Annotated in this window: 4 protein-coding genes; 2 read left to right on the forward strand and 2 right to left on the reverse strand. The window is 71.8% G+C overall.

Annotation, left to right across the window (positions count from 1 at the left end):
• A partial coding sequence (locus KBX53_RS21845) for an MFS transporter (protein ID WP_210861330.1) occupies nt 1–800 on the reverse strand: 800 nt, incomplete at its 3' end.
• Entirely contained in the window at nt 797–2,356 is a 1,560-nt protein-coding gene (locus KBX53_RS21850) for an AMP-binding protein (protein WP_030333025.1), read from the reverse strand. The genes KBX53_RS21845 and KBX53_RS21850, both read right to left, overlap by 4 nt.
• A gap of 315 nt (nt 2,357–2,671) precedes the next feature.
• Between KBX53_RS21850 and KBX53_RS21855 the strand changes: the two genes are divergently transcribed.
• Both KBX53_RS21855 and KBX53_RS21860 read left to right on the forward strand, forming a co-directional pair.
• The gene (locus KBX53_RS21855) at nt 2,672–3,949 is read left to right on the forward strand and encodes an SGNH/GDSL hydrolase family protein (protein ID WP_210861334.1); all 1,278 of its coding nucleotides are present in this window, start codon (nt 2,672–2,674) and stop codon (nt 3,947–3,949) included.
• A 66-nt stretch (nt 3,950–4,015) separates the two neighbouring features.
• Nucleotides 4,016–5,033: cytochrome P450 (locus KBX53_RS21860; RefSeq protein WP_210861332.1), on the forward strand; the 1,018-nt coding region annotated here is incomplete at its 3' end.

The raw sequence follows: 5,033 nt of genomic DNA on the forward strand, positions 1-5,033 counted from the left end.
TTGCCCAGCAGCGCGCCCGCCGAGAACGCCGCCAGCACCAGGCCGAGACCGCTCGGCCCGGGTAGCTCGCGGGCGACCCAGACCGGGATGTAGACGGCCACGCTGGCGTTGGCCACCATGTTCAGCGCCGAGATGACGGCGAGCATGCCGAGCAGCGGCCGGTCCCGACCCAGGTAGCTGAACCCACCCCGTAGCGCGCTCAGGTAGCTCTCCGGCTGGGCCGGTGGGGTCGGGGCGGCCGGTGGGCGGACCAGGACACCGATGAGCAGCGCGCAGACGCCGAAGCTTGCCGCGTCGATGAGGATCGCCTCGGTCACCCCGAACACGGCGATCAGCAGACCGCCCACCGCGGCACCGAAGAGGGTCACCACCCGACTGAGCCCGTCGTAGGCGGAGGTCAGCCGGATCAGCGGCACCCCGGCGGCCTCCGCGACCGGCCGAAACATCACGTGTTTCACCCGGTCCCCGATGCCCCGCAGCGCGCCGGCCACCGCGACGAGCGCCACCAGCGGGACGAAACCCAACCACGGGGTCAACGCGACGACGACCATCGCCACCGCGCTGCCCGCGTCGCAGAGGATCGAGGTACGACGCAGGCCGATCCGGTCCGCCCAGGGCGTGCCCAACGCGCTGGACAGCAGGTACGGCAGGGTCTCGGCGAACGCGACGAGGCCCATCTTGGTGGGGCTGCCGGTGGTGACCAGCACCAGCCACGGGATGGTCACCACCGAGATGCGGGTGCCCAGGTTCGAGATCAGGTCGGCGCTGACCAGGACGACCAGTTGCCGGCGGGGGGTCACGCCCCGACCGCCGCCGCCCGACCGGCCGCGTGGCGGGCGCGCAACGCCCGCTTGTCCACCTTCATCGACCGGTTCACCGGCAACCGGTCGACGAACTCCACGGCGGCCGGTGCCCACATCTTGTTGAGTTCGGTGGTCACCAGGTCGATCAGCTCCGCCCCGGTGACCGTCGCGTCCGGCCCGAGCACCACGTACGCGTACGGCACCTCGCCGACCGTCTCGTCCGGTACGCCGATCACGGCGGCGGCGCGGACCTGCGGGTGCCCGACCAGCGCATCCTCGATGGGACGGCAGAAGATCGCCCAGTTCCGCCGATGCGTGACGATCATGTCGTGCGCCCGGTCGACCAGGTAGAGGTAGCCGTCGTCGTCGAGGTGGCCGATGTCGCGGGTCCGCACCCACCCGTCGACGAGCGTCTGTGCGGTCAGCTCCGGCTGGCCGTGGTAACCGGCGAAGCTCAGTCGGGTCCGCACCCACACCTCGCCGTCGCGGCCCGTCGGCAGCACCACCCCGTCGTCGTCGCGGATCTCGATGCGCACGTCGCCGTAGGGCCGCCCGCAGGAGCGCAGCCGCTCCGGGTGGTCCGGGTCGTCGGTCAGCCCGGGCAGCGCGGTGATCACGACCGCCTCGCTGAGGCCGTACACGATGCGCAGCACCGGGCCGAAGCGCGCGATGGCCTGGCGCAGCCGGGCGGGCGCGGCGGGCCCGGCGCCCACGTTGAACATGAACATGGCGGAGAAGTCCGCGCCGACCAGCGCCGGGTGGTCCAGCACCTCGTAGAGCATCGGCGGGGTGACGAAGGTCGAGTTGATCCGCTCCCGCTGCACGGTGTCCACGAAGGCCACCGGGTCCCAGTCGTCACGCAGGAACAGCACCCCGCCGGTGAACAGGTTGAACAGGGTGGTGATCTGGCCGCTGGCCAGCCACATCGGCGAGTGCGACAGGTGCCGCAGCAGCGGGAACCCGGCGGCGCGGAAGTCGGCGGCCAGGGTGAGGATCTGGGCGTAGAAGCTCTCCCGGTGGTGCACGAGCTTGGGACTTCCGGTGGTGCCACTGGTCTGCAGGAACGACTCGGGTGCCGGCACTGACGCCGGCAGCTCCGTCGCGTCGGCGTCGGCGGTGAGGTCGGGTCCGGCGCCGCCCGCGCCCAGGCAGCACACCGGCGTGCCGGGCAGCGCGGCGGCCAGTTCCGGGCCCAGGCTGGCCCGGTCCCGGGCGTCGTAGACCAGGGCGTCGGGGCGGGCCAACCTGATGAACTCGTCGACCTCCCGGCGCGCGGTCACCGGGGCGACCCACATCGTCCGGCAGCCGAGCAGGTGCAGGGCGAGTTGGAGCAGCGGACCCTCCACCGCGTTCGCGACGGTCACCAGCACCGCCGACCCGGGCCGTACGCCGTGCCGGGTCAACGTCGCGGCCATCGCCCGGACCCGGGCGGCGGCTTCGGTGTAGGTGAGTCGCCGATCGGCGCCGACCAGCGCCTCCCGATCGCCGAATCCGGCGAAGAGGTCCAACACAGTGTGCACGTACGTCGTGGTGTGCTCGGGTCCGTCAGTCATCCGGCAGCCCCCATCCGAGAAAAGCGGCGGTCCCCGGGCAGCTCCCGGTGACGACGCGACGGTGGCGCGCTTGGGCGACCGCACCGCCGCCGCCTGGAAGCCTAGGCCGGAAACGACTGGTCGGAACTGTGCCGAGTGGGCGATCCGGGCGGCCCGCCGGACATTTGATCGCGTCGATCAGGTTGATTGACGCCCGTCAACGGCGGCGGCTAGGTTTCTGGACCATCGTCCAGGCGGGCGCCGTCAGCGGACGGCCCTGGGCTGCCACACGATGGAGGTTCCATGGCAACGGCAACCCCGAAGAGATGGCCTGTCATCGCCGCCGCGGCCGCGCTGTTGGTCGCCGGCGCACCCGCCGTCGTCGCCAGCGCCGGCCCGTCCGGCACCACCGCCAGCCGATCCGACCGCGCCGAGTGGGCGGGCAGTTGGGCCACCGCTGTCACCCGGGGCAACTCGGTCGGTTTGACCAACACCGGCCTCAACAACCAGAGCGTCCGGATGATCGTGCACGTGTCGGTGGGCGGCCCGGCGCTGCGGGTCCGGTTGAGCAACCTCTACGGCGAGCAGGCGGTCCAGGTCGGCCGTGCCACCGTCGCCCGGCCCAACACCACGACCCCCGACGACCTCTCCGACATCGACGCGGCGTCGGTGCGCCCGCTGACCTTCACCGGCGCCACCACGGCGACCATGAACCGCGGCGCGGAACTGCTCAGCGACCCGTTGCCCTTCCCGGTCGCCGACGACAGCGACCTGGTGCTCACCGTGCACTTCCCGACGCCGACCGGCCCGACCACCTTCCACGGGCAGTCCCAGCAGGCCAACTTCATCGGCGCCGGCGACCTGACCGGGGCGGCCGAGGGCACCGGGTTCACCACCCGTCCCACCTGCTGCTGGTTCTTCCTCTCCGGCGTCGACGTGCAACGCAAGGGCAGCCCCGGCGCGCTCGTCGTGCTCAGCGACTCCATCGGTGACGGCAACGGCAGCACCGTCAACGCCAACCGGCGCTGGCCCGACCTGCTCGCCGACCGGCTGCTGGCGGACCGGCCGGACAAGCGCACCCCGGGCGTGCTCAACCTGAGCCTGGCCGGCAACCGGCTCAACCACGAGGGCACCGAGCCGGGTGACGGTGAGTACCCCGGCTACTACCAGCTCGGCCCGAACGCGGCGGCCCGGCTCAACGAGGACGTCTTCGGCCAGACCGGGGTGCGGACCGTCGTCACCCACCTGGGCATCAACGACATCTGGATGTCGAACGACACACCCGAGGCGATCATCGCCACCCTGCGTCAGATCAACCAGCAACTCCAGCAGCGCGGGCTGACCAGCCTGGTGGCCACGCTGACGCCGTACGAGGGGCACGGCGCGCCGGGCGTGTGGACGCCGCAGAAGGAGGCCACCCGGCAGGCGGTGAACGCGTACCTGCGCGGCAGCCGGGAGTTCGACGGGCTGCTCGACTTCGACCGGGTGCTGCGTGACCCGGCCCGGCCCAGCCAGTTGCTGGCCGCGTACGACTCGGGGGACCACATCCATCCGAACGACGCCGGCAACCAGGCACTGGCCAACGCGGTGCCGCTGCGGCTGCTCGACCTGTGACACCGGCCGGGGGCGGCGGGTGATCCCCGCCGCCCCGGCCATCGACATCCTGGGGAGGAGTTGGCCGTGGACGTGGCGGAGATACTGACCGGCCTGTACAGCGAACAGGGCAGACAGGACCCGTACCCGTGGTACGCGCAGCTGCACCGGCTCGGCCCAATCAGCGCGGTGCCGCCGCGCGCCGAGCACCGCACGGTGGCCGCGGTGGCCGTCGGCTACGACCTCGTCGACGAGTTGCTGCGCGATCCGCAGTGGACGAAACAGCCGCCGCCGGGCTGGGAGGAACAGGAGATCCTGCGCACCTTCCAGACCTCGATGATGTTCGTCAACCCGCCCGATCACACCCGGATGCGGCACGTCTTCTCCCGCACCTTCACGCCGCGCCGGCTCGGCGCGCTGGAACCGGTGATCCTGCGGGTGGTCGACGAGCTGCTGGACCGGATGGCGGACGCCGGCCCGGGCGTCGTCGACTTCGTGGCCGACTTCGCGTACCCGATCCCGGCCCTGGTGATGGCCGAGTTCATCGGCATCCCGGCCGCCGAGTTGCCGTGGTACCGCGAGCGGGTGGAGTGGATCGACGAGTTCCTGGACGTGGCGGGCAAGACTCCGCAGCGGCTGGCCGCGGCCAACACCGCCGCGCGGGAGTTGCGGGCCTTCTACCGGGAGCTGCTGGCACACCGCCGCCGGGCGCCCGGGGACGACCTGCTCAGTGGGTTGGTCGAGGCGCTCGACTCCGGGGAGGTGGAGCTGACCGAGGACGAGTTGATCAGCAACCTTATCGTGCTGTTCAACGCCAGCTTCGTCACCACCGTCTACATGTTCAGCAACGGGCTGCCGTTGCTGCTGGCGCAGCCGGAGACGGTCGCGGCGCTGCCCAGCGACGCCACACTGGCGCAGGGCTGCGTCGACGAGGTGTTGCGGTTGGCGAGCCCGGTGCACTTCCTGGCCCGCGCCGCGCCGGCCGACACCGTGTTGCACGGCGAGCCGGTCGCCACCGACGACAACGAGCTGATCATGATCGGGGCGGCCAACCGGGACCCGGCCCGCTTCCCGTCCCCGGCCGCCGTCGAACCGACACGTGCCG

The sequence above is a fragment of the Micromonospora sp. M51 genome, from assembly GCF_018070305.1.
GTDB classification, from domain to species: domain Bacteria; phylum Actinomycetota; class Actinomycetes; order Mycobacteriales; family Micromonosporaceae; genus Micromonospora; species Micromonospora parva.